The sequence below is a fragment of the Burkholderia sp. 4NA327C6 genome, from assembly GCF_005502655.1.
Lineage (GTDB): Bacteria > Pseudomonadota > Gammaproteobacteria > Burkholderiales > Burkholderiaceae > Burkholderia > Burkholderia contaminans.
The window spans coordinates 206,178-231,177 of record NZ_SCNZ01000002.1 but is presented as its reverse complement, the minus strand read 5'-3'; the positions used below and the strand labels follow the sequence as shown (position 1 = coordinate 231,177).

Here is a 25,000-nt window from a genome sequence, read left to right as displayed (position 1 = left end):
AAATTACGACGGCAACTTGCTTCAATACGGCTGCTTGGCGAGCTTGCGGATCGCCGCCGGCCCCGGCTGGCGCAGGTCCCAGACGACACCCGCCTTGCCGAGCGTCCAGAGCACCCACGCGCTGAGATCCGGCTCGTACCACTTCACCGAGTGGCGATATGACGCGGGGAACGCGTGGTGGTTGTTCTGCAGGCCTTCGCCGAACGTGAGCACGGCGACCGTCCAGTTGTTCGCGCTGTTGTCGTCGGTCTTGAACGGTCGTCCGCCGAACATGTGGCACACCGAACCCACGCACCAAGCGGCCTGATTGGCCAGGAAAATCCGCGCGAAGCCGCCGAACAGCAGGCCGTTCCACGCGCCGTGCCAGGAGCCCGCAATGGCGCCGCCGATCGCTGCAGGCAGCACGAGGCCGAGCACGATCCACCAGGTGTAGGTGCGGTGATAGAAGAACAGACGGCGATCGCGCAACACGTCGGGGGCGAAGAACGTCCAGCCCGATACGTCCGGAGCCAGCATCCAGGGCATGTGCGCATACCAGAGGCCACGCAACTTCGCGAACAGGCCTGCTCCGACCAGGTTCGGCGAATGCGGATCGCCTTGCTGGTCGCTGTACAGGTGATGACGGCGATGCGTCGTCACCCAGAACATGATCGGTCCTTGCGCAGCCATCGACCCGCAGATCAGCAGCAGTCCCTCGAACCACTTCGAGGTCCGGAACGTCTTGTGCGCAAGATACCGATGGAAGCCCATCGTGATCCCGCCCATGTGCAGGAAATAGAACACCCCGAACAGCACCAGGTCGGTGACGGCGAAGTCTCCCAGTACGAGCTGGCGTACCGCCAGCGCAAAGCCGGCGAGCGGCACCAGCATCACGGCCAGGGCGGTATAGCGTTTGACGCGCGCACCACTGCCCTTTAGCGGCGAAACACCGGGGATCTGCCCGTCGGCGGTCGAAAGCCCGCCGTCGGCAGTCACGCCGGGTGCAACCTGAATCGACGAATTCATAGGATTCTCCAAACGCGAATAAGGATTACGGCGAAGTTGAGGGGGCCGCCGCGCGGCGCTTCGGGGCATAGCGCACCTCCGTGACCAGGCCCAGCGCGTCGAGCAGGCGGATGACCCAGGCAGAGGGATCGAGTTGCCAGAACGCGTGATCGTTGTTGGCGAAGGCCGGCTGCGCGTGATGATTGTTGTGCCATGCCCCGCCCACCGAAACGATCGCAAGCAGACCAAAATTTCGGCTTTGGTCGCGCGTCGCGTGCGGACGGGTGCCGATGGTGTGGCACAGCGAATTGACGGCCCAGGTCGACTGATCGAGCAGGAAGATCCGTGCGAGTCCGCCCCACAGGAAGCCGCCAGCGGCCCCGAGCAGGGTCTGCCCGGCGGGCGCGACCAACCCGCCCGCGAGTGCGGGAATCGCGAGGCCGAGCAGCACCCACCAGCCGTAACGCAGATTGAGATTGACGATCAGGCGGTCGCGCAGCAGGTCCGCGGCATACGCGCTCCAGTTCTCGCGGCGCACGGTGAACATCCAGCCCACGTGGCCGTGCCACAGGCCCGCGAGCCGGCTTGGCTTGCCGTGCCGGTTCACGCGCGGACGCGGCGAATGAGGATCGCCATCCTGATCGGTGAACGCGTGATGCATCCGATGCGTGGCGGCCCAGAACAGGATCGGCCCCTGGGCGGCCATGCTGCCGAGCACGCCAAGCATCATGGTGACGACCGGTCTCCCCTTGAACGAGCGGTGCGAGAAATATCGGTGCATGCCGGTTTCGACGCCGATCGCGGTCGAGAAATACATCACCGCGAGCAGCACGAAGTCGGTCGCGCGCACGCCGTATGTCCACGTGTAGGCAATCGCCAATGCGAAACCGAGCGCGGGAATGCCCACGGTCAGATAAGCGAGCCGGCGTGCGCGCACGTCGGTGTCGGCTTCCGCCGCAAGGGCGGCTGCTGGTGTTCGCGAAGACAATGAATCCGCTTCAGCCATGACTGGCTCCGAAGAAAGACAGCGACAATGGAAATCGGGAATGACGTGTGCAAGAACGGCTTACGCGCGCACCTCGAGCGTGCTCAAGCTGCCTTGCTGGAACGCTTGCTTGCACGCTTGCCGGCGCACCTTGCCGCTGGTCGTAAGCGGAATCGCGCCCATCGGCCCCAGGTGCACCACCGCCGGCGCAACTCCGTGGTCGCGCGTGACCGCCAACGTGATCGCCGCTCGCACCTCGCGCATTTGCTCCGGATTCAGACGGCGCGAGCGCTTGAGTTCCGCGACGATGACGAGTGACTCGCCGGAGCCGCCGTCGATTGAAAACGCCACCGCGCCGTTCGTGCGAATCGCGTCGTGCGCCGATTGCACCGATCCCTCGATGTCGGTCGGATAGAGATTGCGCCCGGCGACGATCACGACGTCCTTGATCCGGCCCGTCACGAACAGCTCGCCGCGGTTCAGAAAGCCGAGGTCGCCCGTGCGGAGGTAACGGGCGGAATCGTCCTTGCGGTCTGCATCGCCGATCGTCGCCGCGAAGATGTCGTCGCTGTCCGCGCGGTTCAGATAGCCCGCTGCGACGTTCGGGCCGCTGAACCAGATTTCGCCGATGGTCCGCTCCGGCAACACGCGCTTCGTCGCAGGATCGACAATCAGCAGCCGATGGCCGGCTGCCACGGGCCCGCAGCCGACCAGCGTGGTGCGCCCGCGCACGTCGGATTCCGGGTCGTGCGGCTGGCACAGGCCGAGAGCGAGCGCGTCCTTGTCGACATCGATCAGCGTAACCGGCGAACGGCCCACCTTGCCGGAGACATAGAGCGTCGCCTCGGCCATTCCGTAGCAGGGCACCACGGCGCGGCGCTCGAAGCCATGCCGGCCGAAACGCGCGAAGAAACGTTCCAGCGTCACGTGACTTACCGGCTCCGCACCACAAAATACGTGCTGCAACGAGCTGAGATCGAGCGTGGCCGCTTCTTCTTCGCTGATGTTGTCGACGCACAGGTCGAACGCGAAATTCGGTGCGACGCTCGTGGTCACGCGGTAGTCGGTGATCGCCTTGAGCCAGCGATACGGACGCTGGACGAAATGCTGCGGCGACAGGATCACGAGCGGAAAACCGCTGAACACGGCGAGCAGCAGCGCGCCCATCAGCCCCATGTCGTGATACGGCGGCAGCCACGTGCAGCCGACGCGGTCCGGATCGGCGCCGAGCCGTTCGGCGATCACCGCGCAATTGCTGACAAGATTGTCATGCGTGACGACCACGCCTTTCGGCTCGCCGGTCGATCCTGACGTGTACTGCAGTAGCGCCGGCCGATCCAGGCCGCCCCCCTGCTTCGGCAGGTACCCGACGTCGTGTGCCGATGCTTCGATCGCGTCGAAGGCACTCTCGTCGATCGTCAGCAAGGCAGGCGCGGCGCGCCGGCCGTCGTGGAGCGCGTCGAGCTGCGCCTGCAGCGAGCGGTGCAGCTTGCCGGCAATGACCACGTCGGGACGAGCGTCGCGACAAATCGATGCGAAGCGTGCTACTGCACGAGAACCGGCGGGCGGAAACGACGGCACTGCGGTAGCGCCCGCCATCAGGATGCCGAACAGCGCCGCGACGTAGCTCAGACCGGGTTCGAGCAGCAGCAATACGCGCCGTTCATGCAGCGCGTGCTGCAGCACCTGGTCGCGCACCTGGATGGCAGCGGCGGCGAGCTGGCCATACGACCAGCTCACGACATCGTCCTCGCCGTCGCGAAGAAAATGAAATGCGATCCGTTCCGGCGTCTGCTCGGCACGCTCTTGAAGAATATCGAGCAGGGACAAGATCCTGCGCTCCGTCGGCGGGACGGAGGGGGGGAAGCTACTGGCCATCATGAGACCCTCGGATAATCAGTTTTTGTTCTGGTGAAAACTTCAAGCTCGGGCACGTGCCGAACGACGCGCGGCCGTCAATGTGCCGCCGCTGGGGCAAGCGCCCGGGGGCGCGTATCCACCGGCGCGCACAAGATCGCGGTGGCCAGGCCGAGCGCAATCTGCAGGTAACAGAGGGTGTGGAATTCGGCAAGGCGCGCTATCGCATTGCCCGTGATGGCGACCGTCAGCGCCACGCCGAACACCGATCCCATCTGGCGTATCGCCTGGTTCACGGCCGAGCCCACACCAAATCGCGCCGGCGGCAGATGCGCAACGGCCGCGGCGGAAAGCGAAGGCATGACCATGCCCACCCCCAGTCCGGTGAGCAGCGCCCCCGGAAGCCATGCGTGCACATAGTCGGGATTGACGCCGGGCACCAGCGCGAACCATAGGCTCGCCGCCGTGGATACCAGGCTCCCGGTCACCAGCAGAAGCCGGTGCCCCGCGCGCGCCGCGAACCGTCCGCACACGATCGCCGTGGGAACGACGAGCAGCGGCCCGGGGCTGCCGGCCAGTCCCGCGCGCGTCAGCGAATACGACCAGACCCCCGTGGTAAACAGGAACGTCTGGAAAAACATCATGGCGAAGCCGATCGCGAAGCACAGCGAAGCCAGGTTGATGTAGCGATAAGTCCGATCCTGGAACAGCGAGAGATCGATTGCCGGGGCACGTACCGTGCGCGCCCATGCCACGAACGCTGCCAGCATCACCAGCCCGCCCGCGATCGCGAGCACCACCTCGGGCGAAGTCCAGCCGACCGCCTCCGACTGCACCAGGCCGAACGCAATGGCGCCGACGCCGACGGCCAGCAGGACGACGCCCATCAGGTCAAGCGGCGCGCCCCGCTCGGGATCACGCGACTCGTCGAAAATGCGCCATCCCTGCCATAACGCGATCGCCCCCAGCGGTAGGTTGAGAAAGAAGGCCCAGGGCCACCCGAAGCGATCGACCATGAACGAGCCGACGCTCGGCCCCAACGCACCTGCCACCCCGCTGACCGCGCCCCACAAGCTCACGGCGACCGCCCGTTGGTTGGCGGGGAACGCCGCCAGCAGGATCGACAGCGAGGCAGGCAGCAACAGCGCCGCGCCCGCGCCCTGCACGGCGCGCATCGCCCAGAGAATCTCGATATGCGTGGCGACGCCGCAGCCGAACGATCCGCCCAGGAACATGGCGAGTCCGAGCAGGAACCCGCGCTTGCGCCCGCGCAGGTCGGCGAGGCGGCCGGCCGGCACGAGCAACGCGGCGAAGACCAGCGTGTACGCGTTCAAAACCCACGACAGGCCGGCCGAGCCCGCATCGGGAAACGCCAGTCGCAACGCGGGAAATGCCGCGTAGAGCACGGTAACGTCGATCGAAACGAGGAACGCCGCCACACTGGCAATACAGAAAACCGGCCACGGCGAAATCGGGCTCGACTGCGCCTGCGGAGCGGGCACGCTGGGTCCGTTCATGTCCTTATGCCTCGCGAGGCTGGAGCGGCGTCACGCCGTCGCCCGACTCGGTTTCGAAATACGACGGGTCGAGAAACGAGAGCGTTCGCGCCCGCATCCGCGCTTGAAACAGCGCAACGACCGGCCACGGACGCATCGCCATCGCCATGACCTTGACGGTCCGGGAATCTTCCCACTGGATGACGTTCGCGACTTCCAGCGGCAGCCCGCCGACCTCGCCGGTCCAGAGGCTCAATGTCGTGGCACCGGCCGACAGACGCGGCCCGCTCGCGCGCCCTCCGTAGACCGCGATCGAGTGGCCGCAGACGCGTTCGACTTCAGCACGGCCGCGAATCGGTTTACAGGCCACCGGACTGGTCAGAACCATCTCGTCGGTGATGCCGAACGGCAACTTGGCGTCCAGCACTTCGTCGGCGGGGATCGGCGGCAACGCGGCATCGATCCCCGGGGGCAGCGTCCACGCGTCGACGTCGACGAGATCCCGGCTCGCGTCATACAGCGCGCGGCGCACCGGCGCGGGAAACGAGCCGAGGAAGATGTCGACCTGGATGCGCGTGCCGAACCGTCGTGCCACCGTCACGCCGCGAATCTTGCGGTCCTGGAAGCGGCCGTGCCATTCGCGCCCGCTGATGTCCGCACCACCCCACGCGTGTTTCGGCTCGACCTCGGCGAAGATGCCCTCGGCCGCCGCCGCGAGGCGCTCAACGCGATCGCGGCCGACGATTTCTCCAAACGTCATCGGGTGACGCAAACCGATCTCGTCCTGCTCCGATGCCCCGAGCTCGCGCAGCAACTCGCCGACATAAAGACCGGCGCATCCTGGATGACCCATAGTCGTGTCCTTTCCCGTCATCGTCGTTTGTTCCGCTGCGCGCGGCAGGCGCGCCGTCTCCACGTTCGTCATACGGCCGCCCGAATGGACGCGTTCGCCCCCATTCGCTCCAGGATCCGCCGCGCGGCAAACGCCGGTCGATCGAGCTGGATGTCGATCATCGGCGCCGTGGGACTCCAGTTCGCCTGAAGGCTCTCCGCGACGTCCTTGTCCTCCATCACGGTGGCGAACACTTCCTTCGCGGTGAACGCGGTAAACCGCTCGTTGTCGACGTCGAAATCGCGGTGCATGCCCACGAAGACATGGGTCGTGGTATCCGTGGCGGGCGTGAAGATCGTCGTCGTATAGACGTGGAAGACCTGGCCGCTGGAATCGTCGCAGGCGTGGGCCCTCGTTTCGACCCGCGTGTTGCCGATGGGCCAGTAGACCACCTCCTGGAAGCGGTCGATGTAGTCGAGCTTCAGGATATGGGTGTAGAGCGGCGGCGTCTTCTCGCGGCGCAGGTAGCGGCGCACGCGGACTTCGTCGTCGTGGATCACGATTTCGGGCGGTGTCTCGACGATGTCGAGCGAGCCGAGCGTCTTCGCGTGCACGAAGGCGGCGTGCGAGATGTCGAGGATGTTGTCGATGCCGAACAGGTAGCTGCACGCGATCGTGCAATAGCTCATCGTCCCGGCCAGCTCGGGCGCCGAGCAGACCCAATGGTTCGGGATCGACGCCTCGTCGGCCTTGTCGGGCTCGCCGGTCCACAGCCAGATAAAGCCGTATTTCTCGACGGCGGGGAACGTCCGCACGCGCGCGCCCTTCGGGATCGTGTTCTGGCTCGGAATGCCGACGCACGCGCCGGAGCAGTCGTACCTGAGCCCGTGGTACCAGCACTGGAGTTCGTCGCCGACAACGCGCCCCCGGGACAACGGAACCTGTCGGTGCGGGCAGCGATCCTCCATCGCGACGACCTGGCTCGCCTGCGTACGGTACATGACGATCTTGTGGTTCAGGATCGTCCGGGCAAAGGGCTCCCTCTGGACTTCCGCGGAAAGTGCTGCTGCGTACCACGCATTCTGGATAAACATGATTCCTCACTTTGCTACAGGTTCGGAGTTGCGGCACACCCGACGAGCGCTCGAGTCGGCGTGTGCCTTCCGGATCGTTTCTACTTGCGCATGACGGCGACCAGCGCGTCGCCGTCCCGAGTGTCCACCGCGGCTGCTTCACGATCGAGACGCCCCTCCGCCATCCGCTCGAGGAATTCGTCGGTCGCGGACTGCAGATTGACGCAGGGATACTGGAAGCGCCCCGTCGTATAACGCAGCGCGCCGAGGAAGGACGGCTCGACCGGCGCGCCTGCCGCCTCGAGCAGCCCCTGCGACGCGAGGTACGCGTGGAGCGCGGGCAACCGGTAACACGGGACAGCCGGGTACTGATGGTGTTCGAGGTGGAAGTTGCTGCCGAAGAACAGCGCGGTATAGATCGGCGACGTATAGCTGCGGCTGTCGCGATATCGCCCCGGCACGGTATCCGTGTGCTCGATGTACGCACGGATGGTGCTGAACACGTACACCCCGATATACGGAATCAGCATGACCGTGAAACCGAGCCACAACGATCGGTGCCAGATGAACCCGTAGGCCGTCACCGCGCCCAGGTTCAGCGCAATGTTGATCCGGGAGATCCAGCGCATTTCGCGCTGGCTGAACGGCAACCGCGTGTTCTCCGGCCAGGGAAGGCCCGCCGCCATGCACATGGCGTTCTTCAGGTAGATCCGCACACCCTTGGAGCGCGCGAGAAAGAAGCGCGACCAGAAGGTGCGGAACTGCGAATAGATCTGGACGTCCGGATCGATGTCCTGACCGGTGAAGCGGTGGTGCTTCCAGTGCGTCATGCTGAAGCCGACGATCAGGAAGCCCGGCACCAGCGACGAGCAGATGAGCGCCAGCGCGGCGCTCACGTACTTGTTGCGATGCAGGTTCGTGTGCATCCCCTCGTGTCCGACGAAGGTCAGCAGGTGCATGCCATGCCCGGCGATCACGCCCAGGACGATGGCCATTGCAATACGGGCCGGCGCCGATGCCGGGATATCGACGACGGCGAACGCCACCGCGGCCGGGATCAGGAAGAACGCGAGCGCGTGCGCCAGATAGAGGATCGTGGCGACGGAGCTGATCCGGTGGAAGTGTCGTGGCAGCTTAAGCCGCGAGAATGCGACGTCGCTGTCCAGCGTGGCTTCGATGGTCATGGGCTTTCTCCTCGGTTTACTCGACACTGGGCCGGCGACACGCGCCAGTGCCCCGCCACGGCTTGAAATCGCGCGGCCGCGACGACCACGCGCCGATGTTCCGCGCGCTCATATCGACTCCCTGACGCGAATGTCGTGATCGGCGCCGGCGATGAACGGCTCGATATCGTCAGGCCCGGACGCCTGGGCCCGCCTGGCGTGGGCCTCCTCGACCAGACGCTGGCGCAACGCCATCTCGGCGCGGATCGCCTCGCCTCGCCGGGACATGTCGATCAGCGGCTGGATCACGCCCGTCTCGCCGCGCGCAATGGCTTCGTCCGCCCATTTCTTGATATCGCTCGGATCGAACACGGCAAACGGCGAGCACTGGCGATTCATCGAAGCGAGCAAGCGCGCCTGCAGCACCGGGTCCGTCGCCAGCTTGCCGTACAGGATGCGACTGAGCGGATTATTGTGGCCAAGCGCGCCGCGGCCGCGCGAGTATTCGAACAGGTCGATCGAGGTCGCGTCGCGCTGGCGCCAGTAGCACACCAGTGCCTGGTCGTCGTCTTCGACGATGGCCCGGCCGAGCGCGCGCGCATCGCGCAGTGCGTCGGTAATCCCGAATCCGGGGGACGGATCCATGAAGAGGCCCGCATCGCCGACCAGGGCCCAGCCGGGCCCGGCCGCCTGACGGAAGAAAAAGCGCAGCTTCAATGCGCCGAGCACCTTGCTCGCGGGCTCGCCGGCAATCAGCGGGGCCGTGTGATCGTTGTCCTTCAGCGTCTCCATGAGCTTCTCGAGGGCGCAGCCTTTCCACTCCGGCAACTGCATTTTCGGGAATGCCACCCCGATCAGCAGCAGGTCGCGGTTGGTCGGAAAGACGAAGACGACGTCGTCGCCGAAGGTGCAGTTCATCGCCCCGCCTTGATAGCGCGGATCCGAGTCGAACCAGTCCGGCCGCGGCCAGTACGCCCAGTACATCGCACGGGGGCAGTCGTAGCCGTGGTACTCCTCGGCGCCGACGAGCTCCGCCGTCGTCGAGTGCGGGCCGTCCGCACCCACCACGACCCGCGCCCGGATCTCCTCGCGCACGCCGTCATGTTCGACCACGGCGCCCGTCACCCGCTCGCCGTCGCGCAACAGGCCGACCAGCCTGGTCAGCGTTCGGACCTCGGCCCCCGAGGCGCGCGCCTCCTCCAGCAAAAGTGCATCGAGATCCATGCGACGCGGGCAGGAGCAGCGTCCACCGACCGGGTACTCGATGCGGCCCCTCATGTCGTCGTTTCCATAGATCATGCTTGGCACCGGTGGCGCGAAGCTGCGCACCTTGTCGCCAAGACCGAGCTCGTCCAGCAGCGCCATCCCGTAGGGCGAAATCCAGTGGGTGGACAACGGCTGATCGCTCGGCAGATTGCTCGCATCGATCGCCAGCACGCGCTTGCCGGCGCGCGCCAGATGAATCGCAAGCGTGGCGCCCGCGCAGCGGGCACCTACGATGAGGGTGTCTAACACGGAGAATTCCCTTTGGATAACGACTGGAACCAGGATTGCATATGACGCCACCTCGCCACTGCCGCCGCCATCGTATGGATGGAGAACGGGCGCACCATGGCGCGGCGCCGAATGCCGACGATTTGTCTTGCTTAATAAATCAGGATGAGTTCGCCAACCATGCGGGCGTCATTCAATGCGCCCCTGTCGACCCACCCGGCTGGTATCGCTTGAACAGCACCGATGCATTCACACCGCCAAACCCGAACCCGTTGGACAGGACAATCTCGACGGGATCGTGCCGTGCGGCAGGCCCGATCAGATCCAGCCCCTCGGCGGCAGCGTCGGGGTTCTCGAGGTTCAGCGTTCCGGGCAGCACGCCATCCCGCAGGGCGAGAATGGAAAACGCAGCTTCGATGGCGCCCGCCGCCCCAAGCAGATGCCCGGTTGCCGACTTGGTCGACGAAATCGCCGGACCGGCCCCCACGCCGAAGACAGTCTTCAACGCCTCGATTTCTCCAGCGTCGCCGACCGGCGTCGATGTCGCATGCGCGTTGACGTAGCCGACCTGCTCCGGGGCAACGTCGCCCATCTTCAGGGCCAGCTTCATCGCCCGCATCGCGCCGGATCCGTCGTCGGGTCCGGCGGTCATGTGATAGGCGTCAGCCGTGGTTCCGTACCCGATGATTTCCGCTATCGGGCGGGCGCCACGCGCGAGGGCGTGGTCCAGGGACTCGACCACCAGCATTGCGGCGCCCTCACCCATGACAAATCCGTCACGATCGCGGTCGAACGGGCGCGACGCACGAACCGGCTGATCGCCGAAGCCGGTGGACAACGCGCGCGCCGCCGCGAACCCGCCCAGGCTGACCTTGTCGAATGCCGCTTCGGCGCCACCCGCCAGGACGACATCGGCCTCGCCGGCCCGGATCATGCGCATCGCATCGCCGATCGCCTGCACGCTGGCGGCACAGGCGGTCACGGGACAACCGAGCGGCCCGCGAAACTGATGCTTGATCGAAATCTGGCCGGCCGCCAGATTCGACAGAAAGAACGGAATGGTGAACGGCGACAACCGCCGCACGCCACGCGTCTCGCCGATCCGCACCGCCTCCGCGAGGCCGGGAAATCCGCCGATGCCCGACGCCACGACGGTCGCCGTCCGCTCGCGCTGGTACTCGGCTTGCGGAGCCCATCCGGCTTCGGCGAGCGCCTCGTCCGCGGCAACCATCGCCATCTGGATGAAGCGGTCCATCTTCCTCAATTCCTTGTTCGGCACCGAGCGCTCCGGATCGAAACCGCCGTCAGGATCGTCGGCCGTCCCTTGTACCGTCCCGCCGACCTTGGCGGACAGTTCACCGACGATATCGTCGCCGAGCCGGCGAAGCCCGGAGCCTCCGCCGATCAGGCGCTGCCACGCCAATTCCTTACCGCAGCCCAGTGGAGACACAATGCCAATACCGGTTACTACCACTCGAAGCGTCATTTCACATTCCTCTCGCGGACCAGGACTCGCTGAGCCACATCGTTGAAGCCGTTCATCTTCAGACACACCTATTGAGGTACTGCATTGCACGCGCCATTTCGCGCGCGCGCCGGACCCGCCCGATACATGGCGGACCGCAGACGTTCACGATGCGCGCCGCGCATTCATACCGCTTGCTCGAACGCGTGCGGCGCATGCAGATTGCGCGGCATGTCGAGCGGCATGCTGTACTCCAACCCATCGAGGTTCAGCGCTGCGCGCGTTTGTTCATCGATCTCGATCCAGAACGGCAAGGTCGGCTTGCCGTCGATCATTTGAGGCGGGGCAGCGCGATGCACGTTGACACCCATGCGCTTCAGAAGCCGTTCGTTGCCGAGCACGGAGAATGCAATGAGACGGTCAGCCCCATGTGCATGCGCGACACGGGCGATTTCGGACATCAGGGCGCGCGTGTTTTGCCACGACTCTTCCGCAGTCAACGGCTCGCCCTGCGGCATGCTCATCGCGAAACGGGACAGCTCCCAGACATTGCGCGCACAGGGAAGGGCCGCGTCGCCCATCAGATCCGGAAAGACCTCACCAAGCAGATAAGGCTCGTCGGTCGGCAGCAACCGGCCGCAACCGACGATTTCGCCGTCGCGATCGCAAGCGACAACATAAAGGGTGTCCGCGTGATCGAAATTGTCGAATTCGATGCCATTGTCGGTGGGCAATGACCATCCGAGTTCCTGTATGAAGACCTTATGCCGAAACTTCGCAAGTCGATACATCGTCTCGCGACTCAAATCAGCGCTTCTCCCCGACAATAAAGTCAGCATCTGAATGCCCTCTCTCTCATTTCAGAATTGTTAGCGCGATTGAACCAGAACTTGATAATCCGAAATAGCTGCCCGAACGGGCAGGATCCGGCGTTCTGGACGAGACGCGTCGCGCCGAGTGCGCGAGAACACGGCGGCGGAAAATCGGATTCGGGATTTGACTGGCGATGGCTCGCGAGGCGGTCGAATGCACCGTCCGGGGCACGTGTGGTCAGCGGCGAATCGAAGCGAGCATCTCGAGGTGCCACGTCACGGCATGGATGATCGTGGCGGTCATCGCGTCGTCGCCGGGCCGATCAGGAAGATCGGCGGGAACTGGCGAGAATGGGCGGTTGCGCGGCACGCAAGGTTGCGTCGCGCAGCCTATGTTCTTTCGAACAAGTAATCATGTGCATTGAACACGAAATCAGTGATCGGCGACGACGGCCGATTCAAGTTCGCGTTGACGCGCGCCCGAACACAGCCAGTTCCGGATTAACGCCCGACTGGATCGTGCGCCGTAATCGTCACCGTCTCGATCGAGGAGCATGACGTTGCTGCTAACGTCGTCCCTCCCGACTTTCACGTCGGACTGGCCCACTGCCACGTACCATGCGCAGCCGATGCTCGCGGCCGGCTGCGTCTCGGTGCAGACCAGCTCGTAATAGCCGGCATTGACCGCACTTACCCCCTCCCCCCATAAATCATGTAACAGATCCGGGGCTTGCTGGCACATATGCTGACGGAAGCGCAGCGCGTAGAACGCCGGCAAGGTCAATCGCACGTATCCATCATTCAGCTTTTTTTGCATGTCCGTTTTCTCGACGTGGCACCTGTTAAAATTGGCACGGCATGGTTTGGCAAGATTAGCGGCAGTCACCAGGCGCGGATCCTTCGAACGATCGTGGCGCCCGTGTTGTGCCTTGCGATAACCGCTGCAGCCACGCACATGTTTTTTACGATTATTACAGACCATCCGGGAAACGCCATCGCATCATCAAGATGACGCACGATCACCATGAGCGGAAATTACCTGGTGGCGCATCGATCATGACGCAATTCCAGGATTTGCGAACTAGCGATTTCGGGCATTGAAACTTTGGATAATCTACAGATACGCATGCCCACATGCACATTCCACCATTCAATCGATCGACGGCAAGTACGAACGCCCCCCGAAGCACACCATCCAATAAAAAATTCGCTCTCGACATCATGTTTGCCGTTCGATATGTGAAAGCTTGAGCCCCACCCCGAACAACTTTTGAAAAATCGGTCAACGCACCCACCATGCAGCCTGGCCTCCTTCAGGGCAGGATTGACCGCAAAGGTAACGATATGCATGTATGGCGAGAGAAGTATCTGAACGGATACGCCGCGGCAAAATCCGAGGCCGACGTGTTCGTGGAGTTGGCGGCAGACGTGCGAGCACTTGGATTCGAGTACTGTTCGTTCGGTCTGCGCATTCCGTTCCCGGTTACCAATCCGCAGTTCATGCTGCAGTCCAATTATCCGGAGACGTGGGTCGAGCGCTATGTGAATCAAAACTATTTTGCCGTCGACCCGACGGTCCGGCATGGGCTCAGTCAGTTGAGGCCATTGATCTGGCGTGCCGATAGCCAGACGCAAAGCGTCGAATTCTGGGAGGAAGCGGAGCACTTCGGCTTGCGCCACGGCTGGTGCATGTCGTCCGTCAGCCGCACCGGGGTGATCGGACTCGTGACCATGGCGCGATCGGACGAGCCAATCGACGAGCGTGAGCTCGAGGAAAAGGGATACCAGATGTCATGGCTCGCGAACATGGCCAACTGTGCGATGAGCATACATCTGCTCGCGCAGCGTGCGCCCGAATATGCCGTCGAGTTGACGGCACGCGAGCGCGAGTCGCTGCAGTGGTCCGCCGCGGGGAAAACCTACGCCGAGATCGGCAAGATCATACACGTCGACGAACGCACCGTGAAATTTCACCTCGTCAATGCGATGCGCAAGTTGAATGCGACCAACAAGACCGAAGCCGCGGTCAAGGCGTCGATGCTGGGGCTTTTATTCGGTTCATCGTAGGAAACCGTGGAGCCTTGGAGAACGATTGCGTAACCTGACGCCAAACTTTAAGAACGTCAGGAGGAGCAATTGCTCGATCGAAAAGCACTTCAGGCACCGGGCTGCTGGACAGGCCATCGGTTGGAGCGTGTGGAATGGCCGGAAGGAGAAGGCCGCACGCTGTCGCTGTATTTGAAGCCAGCCAGCAAGGTCATGTACTGCGAGCAATACGGTGCACGCTGCCAACAGATCCACGCTGTAGACAAGGTAGAGCCGCCGATTGCTGCGGCCACGAAACCGGCAAGCGCGCATGATGTTTGCGCGCTGCTCCCGCCTCGCGCGCAGCGCCGTCTCGGCCAGCATGATCGGATTCTTCGCGGGCAACGGCCTGAAGATCATCGCGGGCGCATACTGCGCGATCGTCTATCAGCAAGCCGACATCGTCGAGGTGATGATGCTGCAGGGCCTGTCGATCGCGGCGGTCGTGATGCTGTGCCTCAATCTCTGGACCATCCAGGGGCCGACGATGTACAACGTGGCGGCCGCCGGATGCCATCTGCTGCGCACCGAACGGCGCCGCACGCTCGTACTCGTAGGCGCGGCGATCGGCATCGTGCTCGCGGTCGGCGGGATGTACGAGTTGCTGATTCCGTTCCTGGTGCTGCTCGGCTCGATCATTCCGCCGGTCGGCGGCGTGATCATGGCGGACTACTGGTACCGCCATCGCGGGCAATACCCGTCGCTTGCCGCCGCCCGCCTTCCGCGCTTCAACCTGGTCGGCCTGGCCGCGTATGCGATCGGCGCCGCACTCGCCTATACCTCGCCGTGGATCGCGCCGATCGTCGGCATCGGGGCGTCCGCCGGCGCCTACATCGTGCTGCTGCAGATTGCCCGTGCGTTCACGCGCGAGCCGTCCGTCCAGGGTGAATGATTCCGCTGCACACCCGCCCGCCTCCCGAACCACAGGAATCCTCATGAAAATCATCAACGCCAGATTGCGCGGCCGTAGCGGCCTCTTCACGATCGACATCGATGCGGGCACGTTTCGCGGCATCGGCCTCCAGCCGTCGCCGCTGACGTCGCAAGGGGACGACGTCATCGATGCGGGCAGCAACCTCGTGATCCCGCCGCTGGTCGAGCCGCATATCCACCTGGATGCGACGCTGACCGCGGGCGAACCCGAGTGGAACATGAGCGGCACGCTGTTCGAGGGTATCGAGCGGTGGGGCCAGCGCAAGGCCACCATTACCCATGAGGACACGAAAGCCCGCGCCCACGCCGCGATCGGAATGTTGCGCGACAACGGCATCCAGCACGTGCGCACGCACGTGGACGTCACCGATCACACGCTTGCCGCGTTGAAGGCGATGCTCGAGGTCAGGGACGAAGCGCGCGATCTCATCGATCTGCAGATCGTCGCCTTCCCTCAGGAAGGCATCGAGTCGTTCGAGAACGGACGCGCACTGATGGAGCGCGCGATCGCAATGGGGGCCGACGTCGTGGGCGGCATTCCGCATTTCGAGAACACGCGCGACCAGGGGGTGAGCTCCATCAAGTTCCTGATGGAACTCGCGGAGCGCAAGGACTGCCTGGTCGACGTTCATTGCGACGAAACCGACGATCCGCAATCGCGCTTCCTGGAAGTGCTTGCCGAGGAAGCGCGGGTTCGCGGGATGGGCAAGCGCGTCACCGCCAGCCACACGACCGCGATGGGTTCCTACGACAACGCGTACTGCTCGAAGCTTTTCCGGTTGCTGAAGCGCTCGGAAATCCATTTCGTTTCGTGTCCGACCGAGAGCATCCACCTGCAGGGGCGTTTCGACACGTTCCCGAAACGACGCGGCATCACGCGTGTCGCGGAACTCGATCGCGCCGGCATCAACGTGTGCTTCGGACAGGATTCGATCAAGGACCCGTGGTATCCCATCGGCAACGGCAACATCCTGCGCATCCTCGACGTCGGCCTGCACGTGTGCCACATGCTCGGCTACGAAGACCTGCAGCGATGCCTCGACTTCGTGACGGAGCACAGCGCCCATGCGATGTCCCTGGGCGATCGCTATGGCATTGCTGTCGGGCGGCCGGCCAATCTGCTGATCCTCGACGCGGATTCCGACTATGAAGTGGTTCGCACACAGGCCAGGGTGCGATTGTCGCTCCGCGCCGGGAAGGTCATCATGCAGCGCGCGCCCGAACGCATCACCTATCCTGAAGCAGGCACGCATTGAGCGGGCGACGCCGCTGGCCCGACATGCTGGAGGAAGCATCGTGAAGAACCCGTCCGAGCGGACTGCGGGAACGCCCGGCCGGCCTCACGGCCGGCGCGAAGCGCTGCGCGACACGCTCGAGGCGACCATCCTCGCCGCTGCCGAAGAATCGTTTGCCGTTGACGGATTCGAGGGCAGTTCCGTTGCGGCCATCGCAGCGGCCGCCGGCCTGTCGAAGCAGAACCTGATGTACTACTTCCCCACGAAGCTGGCGCTCTACCAGCGCGTGCTGGACGATGTATTGCGCGACTGGCTCGGCAGGATGCGGGAGTTTGCGGCGCCCGATCGCGAGCCCGCGGAAGCCATGTCGGCCTATATCCGGGCCAAACTCGAATTCTCCAGGAATCGCCCGCATGGATCGCGGGTTTTTGCGCTGGAGATCATCGGCGGGGCCAGGACCTACGGAAAGGAAATCCGCAAACAGCTGATTCCGGTGTTGCGCGACGACATCCGCGTGCTCGAACGCTGGATCGCGGAAGGCAAGGTCAGGCAGGTCGATGCCGAGCACCTGTTCTTCCTGATCTGGGCCGCCACGCAGGCATATGCCGATTTCGCCCCGCAGATGCTGCTGGTGCTCGGCAAGCGTGCGCTGGGAAACGACGATTTCGACGCGGCTTACCGCACGATCTCGGATCTGGTGCTCAACGCGCTGATCACCGGCGACGGAAAGACGGATTGACCGCTTGACCGCCTCCGTCGCCCTTCATGCACGGCACCCCGGCGCCGTCGACACTCGCCGGGGAACCACCGGTCAGTCGTGCTTGTGGCGCTTCTTGTTGCCGTGGTGATGATCGTTGGAACGCGAGTTGTTGCGCGACACGTGGCCGCCCAGCGCCGCGCCCGCGCCGCCGCCCAAGCCGGCGCCGACGAGCCCGCCGGCCGTGCCGCCCATCGCGTTGCCCGCAGCGGCGCCTGCGCCGCCACCCAGTGCGCCGCCGACGATCGCGCCCGTGCGTTCGCGTTTGTTCGACGTCACCGCACCGCCTGCGCCACCGCCCACTGCCCCGCCGATCACGGTGCCCGTGCTGCCGCCAACCGCGTTGCCGACCGCCGCGCCGGCGACGCCACCCAGCGCGCCGCCCAGTGCGTTGTTCGTGTCACCTGCCACCGCCGGCAGCGACGCCACCGCCGCCGCACCGACCACCACGGCCATCCCTGCCCATTTCTTCAGCATCTGTCTGTCCTCTCCGCCTTTCGAGATATCGATGCGCAAATCTAGCACCTTTCCGGAAAGCCGATCGTAATGAAGCGTCAAATCGGGCGGGGGCCGCGCCGGAGCGCGCGTTTCAGCGGGCGGTGGCTTTTTCCGCGAACGGTCGCGGCCGATCATGGACACGTCACGCCTCCCGGCATGACGACGCATGACGCTCCCGTAACGGTGCCGCACATCATGGGTTCCCACCGCGTGGAGCCCGCGCACCTGACGGCCGGCGCGGTGATCCGGCCTGACGGCACGATCGTCTACCCGGACGCCGTGGACGACGCCACGGCGCCGGGGGCAACCGCGCCCCCGAACGCATAGCACGGCGCCCCGTTCGATCGCACGGCCGGCAGCGCGTCGCGAACATCGTCAGTGCCGCGCCGATGCGAGCGCGCCATTCGCCTGCATCAGGCTCGTGCGCACCGCCGGCATCCCCGACGTCACCGCGCCGCCGGCCGGAATCGTCCCGGACGGGGAAGCGCCGACCGGCGGCGCCAGCGCCACGCCGCCCAGTGAATTGCCATACGCGACGATATCGGCGGCCGGGCAGTTGTTCGTCAGCAGCGATACCGGCATGCCGGCGATCGATGCGAGCGTCGTGTCCGCCACCGAGAAATGGCAGACGTTCCCCAACGCGCGGAAGCCGGCATAGCCCGAGCCCGATACGCGGTTGCCCTTGACGACGACGTACGTCACCGTCCCCGACCAGGTATCGAGCTCGATTGCGGCCTGCTGGGTAGGCTGCAAGCCGTTGTTCGCATTCGTGCCGTCCTGGATCGCGCCGACGACGTTGTTCTCGATCACCACGTCCGACACGCCGTAGGTCTTCCAGCCATCCTCCTGCGCGACCAGGATGCCGGCCGCCTTCTGCACGCCGCTGACGGTGTTGTTCGAAATCGTCACGGACCGCCCGCCGACCACGGCGATGCCGCGCCCCCAGTAGTTGCCCGACACCGTATTCCCGTCGATCAGCACGTTGGCGTTGAGGCGGCCGTCACCCTGGTAACTGACGACGGCGATCAGGTCGTCGCCGGTGTCCTTCACCGTGTTGCCGTGCACCAGCACGTTGGTCGAGCCGTACGTGGTGTGGATGCCGTCGGCCAGCGTCGCCTGCACGGTGTTGCCCACGATCGCCACGCTGCTGCCGCCAAACACGAAGATCCCGGCGCTGGCGCCACCCTGGATCGTCACGCCGAGCACCTGGATGCCGGTGCCCGTCACCTCGACCTTCGTCGATGCAGGCGTCGTCAGCCGCGTCGTGCCCGTGCCGACCAGCGTGACGCCGACGAGCGTCGAACCGCTGCCGCTCATCACGATGGTCTGATCGGCCGGATTGGTCGCAACCAGCGTCGCGCCATAGCCCGAGATCACGACGTCCGCTTTGGACACCGTCAGCGACCGGCTGACGGCGTAGCGTCCCGGCGCGAGCACGAGGCGCTGGCCCGGCTGCAATGCATCGAACGCGGCCTGCAGCGCGTCGGCCTGGTCGCCGCCGTTCGCCGTCGGCTGGACGGTCACGGCCGGAAGCGCCGGCGCGCTGCGCAACGGATGCGCATGCCGCGTGCCGCCCGGCGTATAGGCGGCCGCCGGCGATGCGGCGAAACATGCGGTACAGATCAGGCAGACGGCCGTACTCGGGCCGACCCCGCGAAACGACTTTCTCATGGTTGTTCTCTCACGCCCGTTCGCCCGTGACGACCGGCCAACGGCCGACGGTCGCGACGCGTTCGAGCAACGGCGATCGTACGGCGCGTGGCACACGCGCCGTACCATCCCGACTGCGACATTCATTTGCTCCGCCGATGCGGCGGAGCAACGGCAACGAAGCGCCGTCGCGTGGCCGCGATCGACACCCGGTCGCCTGTTCGCCCGCCGGCGCGCATGCGTGTCCCCCGAGAAAAGGCGGCCCGATTCCGGCGCGCCGGCACCGCGTGGCCGGAATCGAACCCGTCAACAGGAACTGCGTTCCCGAGCGCACCGGGTGCCGGCTGACCCCCAACCCCGCCGGTTCTTTCCCGCCGCTCATCAACCAGTCTATTTCGCGCGCACCGTTCGACAATCCGACATTGGCCGCGCGACGTCGTAAGACCGCCCGTGCGCCCGCCCGGGCCATCCTCGACCTTGGTCGCGGGCGCTGCGGCAGCGTCGCTTGCGCCGGCCGGGAAGGCTCGCGACGACACTGCGATCGCACCAGTTCACGCCGTCAGCGGTCCTGCATTACCATCGTGCGTTCGCCGCGCCTGCCCGCCTCCGGCAGGCGAGCCCCGTCACTTTCCGCTCCCGCTCCGATGCTCGCTCTCATCATCCTCGCCGGCCTCTGGGCCGGACTGCAGAACACCCTGGCCGGCGGCGGCTCGTTCGTCACGCTGCCCGCGCTGATCGTGTCGGGCATGTCGCCGCTCGCGGCGAACATCACGTCGACGGTCGCGCTGTTTCCCGCGCAGGTCACGACCGGCTGGGCGAGCCGCAAGATGGTGCGCGGCGTGGGCAGGCTGTCGTTTCGCGCGATGTTCTTCATCAGCGTGGTCGGCGGTGCGCTCGGCGGGCTGCTGTTGCTGAAGACCCCTTCGTCGATCTTCTCTCGCCTCGTGCCGTGGCTCGTGCTGTTCGCGACGATCGTGTTCGCGTGGGGCAGCTTTTTCCGCAAGCCGGGCGAAGGCACGGCGCACCTCGGCACCGTCCCCGCCGCGCTCTCGCAGTTCATGATCGCGATCTACGGCGGCTACTTCGGCGGCGGGCTCGGCTTCCTGATGATGGCCGTGCTGACGATGGCCGGCCTGTCGCCGCGCCACGCGATGTCGACGAAAAACGCGCTCGCGGGCGTGATGAACGCGTCGGCGGTCGTGCTGTTCCTGACGTCGCCGCACCTGCACTGGGGCAACGCGCTCGCGCTTGGCGGCGGCGCGATCGTCGGCGGGCTGCTCGGCACGTGGGCGCTGCATCGCGTGAACGAACGCGTGCTGCGGATCGGGATCGTCTGCATCGGCGCGATGCTGACCGTCGGGTTGTTCGTCAAGCCGATCTGACGCGCACGCACACCTGCCGCCGTCGCGGCAATTGATGAGCAAACCGCAAGACGTCTTTCGCATATCTCGTTTGCCGTGACGGCGGCGTCCGCCCACAATCCGGGGTCGTCGTCATCGCCCGCTCGCGGGCACCGACCGGCACTTCGCGGCCGCCATTCCGATTCACCGCCGGCGGCCCGGCACATCGCGTCACACACGCTCCCTCGACATCGGCGCCCCGTGCGGCGGCAGAACGCTTGCCGCCGCGCGGCCCGATGCATTCCCGGCCAGCGGGCCAACAATAACTAGAGGTAGGAGATGCAGGACAACTCATTGAGGCAAAGCCTCAAGCAACGGCACATCACGATGATCGCGCTTGGCGGCGTGATCGGCGCGGGCCTGTTCGTCGGCTCCGGCGCCATCATCGCGACCGCCGGCCCCGCGGCGATCCTGTCGTACCTGATCGGCGGCGTGATCGTCACGCTGGTCATGTTCATGCTCGGCGAAATGGCCTCCCGCAACCCCGACAGCGGATCGTTCTCCACCTACGCAAGCAGCTATCTCGGCGAATGGGCCGGCTTCGCGGTCGGCTGGCTGTACTGGTTCAAGTCGATGATGACGATCACCGTCGAGGCGATCCTGCTCGGTGCGATCCTCCACGATTTCCTGCCGTGGCTGCCCGTGTGGGGCGGCGCGCTGTTCATGCTCGTCACGCTGATCGCGAGCAACGCGTACTCGGTGCGCTCGTTCGGCGAAGCCGAATACTGGCTGTCGTTCGCAAAGGTCACGACGATCATCGTCTTCATGGCGCTCGGCGCCTCGATCCTGCTCGGCTTCCAGCCGCGCATTCCCGCGCCGGGGCTCGTGAACCTAACGGATCACGGCGGCTTCATGCCGAACGGCATCTCGCCCGTGCTCGCGGGCGTGATGGTCGTGATCTTCTCGCTCGGCGGCAGCGAAATCGCGGCCGTTGCGGCGGGCGAATCCGAGAACCCGGGCAGGAACGTGATCCGTGCAATCAAGAGCGTGATCGTGCGCGTGATGGTGTTCTACGTCGGCTCGGTGTCGATCCTGATCCTGTGCATGCCGTGGACCGACAAGGCCAACCTGAAATCGCCGTACGTGTCGCTCTTCAGCATGGCTGGCTTCACGAGCGCGGCCGTCGCGATGAAGATCGTGCTGTTCGTGTCGTTCATGTCGGTGATGAACTCGTTCCTGTTCTCGAACTCGCGCATGCTGTTCTCGCTCAGCCAGCGCGGCCACGCGCCCGCGATGTTCGGCCGGACCAACGCGAAAGGCGTGCCGATGAACGCGCTCGTGCTGTGCCTCGCGATCTGCGTGTCGATCCTCGGCGTTCACTTCGTGAGCGGCGGCGACCTGTTCCTGATGCTCGCGAAGAGCAGCGGCGCGTTCGTGATGATCGTGTGGATCTTCATCATCGTCGCGCACTTCGCGATGCGCCGGCAGGAGAAGCACGCGCCTCGCGATCCGCAGGCGTTCCGCGCGTGGTTTTATCCGGTGTCGAACTGGATCGCGTTGCTGGCGCTGGTGGCCGTGCTCGGGTCGCAGGCGTTCAACCCGGATTCGCGCTTCCAGTTCTGGTTCACGGTATTGACGGCGCTTGCGATCGTCGCGGCGTATTTCCTGCGTCGCAATCCGGTGCCACTCGGCGATACGGCCGGCGCGAAGGCGCGCTGACCGTTGCCCCGGGCAGGCGAGCGGCGCGCCGGTCGGCCGCCGCTCAGCTATTCGACTTCTCAGTCTCTCGACGTGCCGGCCGCTCAGCCGAACGGACGCACGCCGATCAGCCAGCCGTGCAGGAACAGCGCGAAGACGGCCCACACGACGAGCCCGGCCACGATCGCCACGACGTCGCCCGACAGCCTGCCCGCCGGATAGCGAACGCCATCGCGGCGGTCGCGCGCACGCCACACCACGAAATCGACCAGCGCCCACACGAAGAAGGCGCCGAACAGCACGACTGCGTGCAGCGTGCCGTTCGCGAGCAGGTGCGCGATCGCCCACACCGCCACACCGGCCACCATCGGATGGCCGACGAGCGTCTTGATGCGGTTGCCGGGCACGTAGGAGGCGGCGATCAGCACGAAGGCGATCGCGGTCAGCATGCCGGTGAGGTGGCGCACGCCGACGGGCGACACCCACAGCAGCGTCGCGCCCTGGCGTGCGATACCGTACCCCCAGATGATCAGCACGAAGCCGATGATCGACGCGATCGCATAGGGGCCCTTCCAGCGCTTCTCGCCGATCCGCTCGATCGTCGCTGAGCGCCAGCCGTCCGCGACGATCCGGATCGAGTGCACACCGAGGAAGATCGCTAAACCGAGAATCAGGACGAGCATCGGCTGTCTCCGTCTGGAATGATGAGTGGGGAAGCGTTCCGCATGGCGTACGATGCGCCGTTCGCGGGGCCGGCGCGGGTCGCGCCGGGCACGGGTGCAACCCGCGCCGATCATAAACGCCGAGGCCGCCGTTGTGAAGCATGGGGGATGTGCGGTGCGGCACAAGCTTGATGCATTCGTGACTGTGCGCCCCTGCCGCCCTTGTGTCAGCCGGCGCATGTCGCGTGAATCACCGGGCGACGGCCGGGTCGACAATAGAGGAAAAGTCGCGCGGCTTTCGCTTCGCGCGACCAGCACTATGTTTGCTTGCGCTTCGCCGGGGACTTCGCTGCTGGTTTCGACGCCGGTTTGGTGGTTCGCTTCGATGCCGGCTTGGCTTCCCGTGCAGAAGCAGGCTTCGGCGACGCTTTCGATGCCGGTTTGGCGACCCGCTTCGACACCGGCGTCGCTTCCGGCGCCGCCGCTTTCGGCACCGCCCTCGCCTTGCGCTTCGGCGGCCCCGCCAGCAGCGCCGCGCGATACGCGCTGCGGCACCAGTCGAACAGCGCACCCGCATCCTCGAGCACGTCGGCCGGCGTTTCGTAATAGCCGTCGAGCGAAACCGTACGCGTGGGCCGCTCGTACGAGAATGGCCCCATCCCCGCCGCGACGAACGCCGGACGGTTCACGTCATCCACACGCAGGAACAGCGACCCGCGCGACATGAAGCCGAACATCACGCCGTCGAGCCGCATCGCCGCACCGCTGAAGAAGCGCACGACCGTGACGTTGCCGAGCGGCGCGAGCTGATACGCGATCTCCTCGCCGTGCGCCTTTTCCGATTGCCAGCTCATGCGGATGCCCTGCAGCGCTGCGTCCACGCGTCGAGTTCGGCTTCATCGAAGCCGACCACCGCCGCGCTCTCGCGAATCTGCCGCCACGTCGCGCGATCGACCGGTATGCCGCCGGCACCGCGCGCCGCGCGGCTGGCCTCTTCCGGCTCGCCCGGCACCTGCACCGGCGCATCGCCGGCCTGCGGCGATGCCTTCGCCCACGCGACGAATGCATCGGCTTCGCGCTGCGCGTCGGCCGCATCGAATGCGTTCGGATCGATCAGCACCGACAGCATCCCGTTGACGATCGCGCTCGTCTTCTGCAGCGTGTCGCCGTAGGTCGTATGCCCGCCGACGAGCGCGCCGCCGAAAATCTCGCACATCGCCGCGAGCGCGTAGCCCTTGTGCAGCCCGAACGGCAGCAGCGCACCGAACGGCTGCTCGTGCATCACGGCCGGATCGTCGGTCGGCTGGCCGCGGGCGTCGATCAGCGACCCCGCCGGCACACGCTTGCCCTGGTTGTACGCGACGCGCGTCTTGCCGTACGCGATCGCGCTCGTCGCGAAATCGAGCAGCAGCGGCGGCTGGCCCGCTCGCGGATACGCGGCGCAGAACGGGTTCGTGCCGAAGCGCGGATCGGCGCCGTGCAGCGGCGCGACCAGCAGGTCGCCCGGCACGTTGACGAAATGGAACGACACGAGCCCCGAACGCGCGCACTGCTCGGCCCAGTGCCCGATGCGGCCGAGATGATGCACGTCGCGCAGCCCGATCGCGCAGATGCCCATGCGTCGCGCACGCTCGATTCCTTCGACCATCGCCTCGAACGCGATCACCTGGCCGAAGCCGCGACCGCCGTCGATCGACAGCACCGCGCCGCCATCGCGCGCGATCGACGCGTGCCCGTTCAACTGCAACTGCCCTTCCCGCCACGACGCGACGTAGTTCGGGATCATCCCGATCCCGTGCGAATCGTGGCCCGCGAGGTTCGCGCCGACCAGGTGATCGGCGACGAGCCTTGCCTCGCGTTCGCTGCTGCCGGCCCGCTCCCAGAGTGCCGCGACGAATGCATGCAGCGGTTCGGCGCGCATGCGCAGCGGTTCGGTGTCGGGCGTCGGCAGGGCGGTCATCGGCAAGGTTCCGTGAGAGTG

21 protein-coding genes and 3 pseudogenes are annotated in these 25,000 nt (G+C 65.6%); 8 read left to right on the top strand and 16 right to left on the bottom strand.

The window, feature by feature from the left end:
- Positions 1 to 21: 21 nt before the first annotated feature.
- The 11 genes from FFS49_RS02905 to FFS49_RS02855 form a co-directional block, all read right to left on the bottom strand.
- Complete coding sequence (locus FFS49_RS02905; protein WP_105818155.1) at positions 22 to 1,005, bottom strand: acyl-CoA desaturase; 984 nt, start codon at positions 1,003 to 1,005, stop codon at positions 22 to 24.
- Positions 1,006 to 1,030: 25 nt separating this feature from the next.
- Positions 1,031 to 1,990, bottom strand: a complete 960-nt coding sequence (locus FFS49_RS02900) for an acyl-CoA desaturase (RefSeq protein WP_105818156.1) — start codon at positions 1,988 to 1,990, stop codon at positions 1,031 to 1,033.
- Between the two features lie 60 nt (positions 1,991 to 2,050).
- Positions 2,051 to 3,799: a fatty acyl-AMP ligase gene (locus FFS49_RS02895; RefSeq protein ID WP_224755901.1), complete on the bottom strand. Its 1,749-nt coding sequence runs from the start codon at positions 3,797 to 3,799 to the stop codon at positions 2,051 to 2,053.
- 125 nt (positions 3,800 to 3,924) lie between these two features.
- On the bottom strand, positions 3,925 to 5,343 hold the full coding sequence (locus FFS49_RS02890; RefSeq protein ID WP_105818157.1) for an MFS transporter: 1,419 nt from the start codon (positions 5,341 to 5,343) through the stop codon (positions 3,925 to 3,927).
- Positions 5,344 to 5,347: 4 nt separating this feature from the next.
- Positions 5,348 to 6,247 carry a hypothetical protein gene (locus FFS49_RS02885; RefSeq protein WP_105818158.1) on the bottom strand — a complete coding sequence of 300 codons (900 nt, stop codon included), beginning with the start codon at positions 6,245 to 6,247 and terminating at the stop codon, positions 5,348 to 5,350.
- Positions 6,244 to 7,248 carry an aromatic ring-hydroxylating dioxygenase subunit alpha gene (locus FFS49_RS02880; protein WP_105818159.1) on the bottom strand — a complete coding sequence of 335 codons (1,005 nt, stop codon included), beginning with the start codon at positions 7,246 to 7,248 and terminating at the stop codon, positions 6,244 to 6,246. The genes FFS49_RS02885 and FFS49_RS02880 overlap by 4 nt, the downstream gene beginning before the upstream one ends.
- Positions 7,249 to 7,328: 80 nt before the next feature.
- On the bottom strand, positions 7,329 to 8,411 hold the full coding sequence (locus FFS49_RS02875) for a fatty acid desaturase (RefSeq protein ID WP_105818160.1): 1,083 nt from the start codon (positions 8,409 to 8,411) through the stop codon (positions 7,329 to 7,331).
- A gap of 108 nt (positions 8,412 to 8,519) precedes the next feature.
- Positions 8,520 to 9,905 (bottom strand): NAD(P)/FAD-dependent oxidoreductase, encoded by a 1,386-nt coding sequence (locus FFS49_RS02870; RefSeq protein ID WP_105818161.1) that lies wholly within the window; start codon positions 9,903 to 9,905, stop codon positions 8,520 to 8,522.
- 172 nt (positions 9,906 to 10,077) lie between these two features.
- Complete coding sequence (gene fabF / locus FFS49_RS02865; protein WP_105818162.1) at positions 10,078 to 11,370, bottom strand: beta-ketoacyl-ACP synthase II; 1,293 nt, start codon at positions 11,368 to 11,370, stop codon at positions 10,078 to 10,080.
- Positions 11,371 to 11,534: 164 nt separating this feature from the next.
- Positions 11,535 to 12,188, bottom strand: coding sequence for an acyl-homoserine-lactone synthase (locus tag FFS49_RS02860; protein ID WP_105818163.1), 654 nt, complete (start codon positions 12,186 to 12,188; stop codon positions 11,535 to 11,537).
- Between the two features lie 406 nt (positions 12,189 to 12,594).
- Positions 12,595 to 12,978 (bottom strand): DUF4902 domain-containing protein, encoded by a 384-nt coding sequence (locus tag FFS49_RS02855; RefSeq protein WP_105818164.1) that lies wholly within the window; start codon positions 12,976 to 12,978, stop codon positions 12,595 to 12,597.
- A 479-nt stretch (positions 12,979 to 13,457) separates the two neighbouring features.
- Between FFS49_RS02855 and FFS49_RS02850 the strand changes: the two genes are divergently transcribed.
- The 5 genes and pseudogenes from FFS49_RS02850 to FFS49_RS02825 all read left to right on the top strand — a co-directional run bounded on the left by FFS49_RS02850 (position 13,458) and on the right by FFS49_RS02825 (position 17,153).
- Entirely contained in the window at positions 13,458 to 14,228 is a 771-nt protein-coding gene (locus FFS49_RS02850) for a LuxR family transcriptional regulator (RefSeq protein ID WP_224755902.1), read from the top strand.
- A gap of 69 nt (positions 14,229 to 14,297) precedes the next feature.
- A pseudogene (locus FFS49_RS02840) lies at positions 14,298 to 14,462 on the top strand (ISL3 family transposase); the annotation flags it as partial.
- A gap of 85 nt (positions 14,463 to 14,547) precedes the next feature.
- Positions 14,548 to 15,138 (top strand): annotated as a pseudogene (locus FFS49_RS02835) (cytosine permease); the annotation flags it as partial.
- Between the two features lie 43 nt (positions 15,139 to 15,181).
- Complete coding sequence (gene codA / locus FFS49_RS02830; RefSeq protein ID WP_105818166.1) at positions 15,182 to 16,435, top strand: cytosine deaminase; 1,254 nt, start codon at positions 15,182 to 15,184, stop codon at positions 16,433 to 16,435.
- Between the two features lie 40 nt (positions 16,436 to 16,475).
- On the top strand, positions 16,476 to 17,153 hold the full coding sequence (locus FFS49_RS02825; protein ID WP_105818167.1) for a TetR family transcriptional regulator C-terminal domain-containing protein: 678 nt from the start codon (positions 16,476 to 16,478) through the stop codon (positions 17,151 to 17,153).
- Positions 17,154 to 17,225: 72 nt separating this feature from the next.
- On the opposite strand, the gene FFS49_RS02820 is transcribed toward FFS49_RS02825, so the two are convergent.
- Entirely contained in the window at positions 17,226 to 17,648 is a 423-nt protein-coding gene (locus FFS49_RS02820; protein ID WP_105818168.1) for a hypothetical protein, read from the bottom strand.
- A gap of 201 nt (positions 17,649 to 17,849) precedes the next feature.
- Between FFS49_RS02820 and FFS49_RS02815 the strand changes: the two are divergent.
- Positions 17,850 to 17,996 (top strand): annotated as a pseudogene (locus FFS49_RS02815) (DUF488 domain-containing protein); the annotation flags it as partial.
- 48 nt (positions 17,997 to 18,044) lie between these two features.
- On the opposite strand, the gene FFS49_RS02810 reads toward FFS49_RS02815, so the two are convergent.
- Positions 18,045 to 19,340, bottom strand: coding sequence for a right-handed parallel beta-helix repeat-containing protein (locus tag FFS49_RS02810; RefSeq protein WP_105818169.1), 1,296 nt, complete (start codon positions 19,338 to 19,340; stop codon positions 18,045 to 18,047).
- A 623-nt stretch (positions 19,341 to 19,963) separates the two neighbouring features.
- Between FFS49_RS02810 and FFS49_RS02805 the strand changes: the two genes are divergently transcribed.
- Both FFS49_RS02805 and FFS49_RS02800 read left to right on the top strand, forming a co-directional pair.
- Positions 19,964 to 20,701 (top strand): sulfite exporter TauE/SafE family protein, encoded by a 738-nt coding sequence (locus FFS49_RS02805; RefSeq protein ID WP_105818170.1) that lies wholly within the window; start codon positions 19,964 to 19,966, stop codon positions 20,699 to 20,701.
- Between the two features lie 297 nt (positions 20,702 to 20,998).
- Positions 20,999 to 22,378, top strand: coding sequence for an amino acid permease (locus tag FFS49_RS02800; RefSeq protein WP_105818171.1), 1,380 nt, complete (start codon positions 20,999 to 21,001; stop codon positions 22,376 to 22,378).
- An 83-nt stretch (positions 22,379 to 22,461) separates the two neighbouring features.
- Here the strand turns inward: FFS49_RS02800 and FFS49_RS02795 are convergent, their stop codons facing one another.
- From FFS49_RS02795 to FFS49_RS02785, 3 genes are all read right to left on the bottom strand, one after another.
- Positions 22,462 to 23,040 (bottom strand): NnrU family protein, encoded by a 579-nt coding sequence (locus FFS49_RS02795; RefSeq protein ID WP_071332179.1) that lies wholly within the window; start codon positions 23,038 to 23,040, stop codon positions 22,462 to 22,464.
- A 296-nt stretch (positions 23,041 to 23,336) separates the two neighbouring features.
- Positions 23,337 to 23,873, bottom strand: a complete 537-nt coding sequence (locus FFS49_RS02790) for a TfoX/Sxy family protein (RefSeq protein ID WP_105818384.1) — start codon at positions 23,871 to 23,873, stop codon at positions 23,337 to 23,339.
- Positions 23,870 to 24,979 carry a malate/lactate/ureidoglycolate dehydrogenase gene (locus FFS49_RS02785; RefSeq protein WP_105818172.1) on the bottom strand — a complete coding sequence of 370 codons (1,110 nt, stop codon included), beginning with the start codon at positions 24,977 to 24,979 and terminating at the stop codon, positions 23,870 to 23,872. The genes FFS49_RS02790 and FFS49_RS02785 overlap by 4 nt, the downstream gene beginning before the upstream one ends.
- Positions 24,980 to 25,000 lie beyond the last annotated feature (21 nt).